At 55.8% G+C, this 529-nt stretch carries 1 protein-coding gene; it reads left to right on the top strand.

Annotated elements, in window-relative coordinates; all coding sequences use genetic code 11:
• Positions 1–161: 161 nt before the first annotated feature.
• A partial coding sequence (locus tag AC1RPQ_RS07845; RefSeq protein WP_481762241.1) for a hypothetical protein occupies positions 162–529 on the top strand: 368 nt, incomplete at its 3' end.

Genomic DNA, 529 nt, shown 5'->3' with positions numbered 1-529 from the left:
ACCCTAGTGGTGCGCGGTGCGGACGATGAGCGCGTGCGCCACTATGCACACGTCAACAACGACGCACTTTCGTTTTCGGCGTCCGGTGCCAGCGTCACGTTCCCACTCTGCTTCTGTCCCGGATGCGGCACCAAAACTGAAGTAGTCAGCGAGGAAGAATAATGAATCAAACAGCAGTCGAGCGCTTGGTGGGTCAGCGTCTTGCGCGATACGAAGAGCTGGAACGGCAGTTGCGGGAACATAACGTCGTCGAGCGCCTTAAGCAGGTGGATGAGGACGCGTCATTTTGGGTGGCATGGGCACTCAATATGATTCAGAGCTTCAACGAATGGACGCAGCCGTTGCTCGATATTCCGATGCACAACGTCGAGGCCGTATACCGCGATCTTGATCGTCTGGTACGCGAAGGTCCCCAGACTCAATTCGAGATGGAGGGAGATGCGACGCTTCCGTTCATGGAAGACAACGGCTATGTGGAACGCGTCATGCTCGAATTCACGAAAGTGGCAACCGGTGCCACAGTCAAACT

The sequence above is a fragment of the Dellaglioa sp. CoH-57-MRSF-21 genome (assembly GCF_056781915.1).
This window is presented reverse-complemented; position numbering and strand designations above follow the sequence as displayed.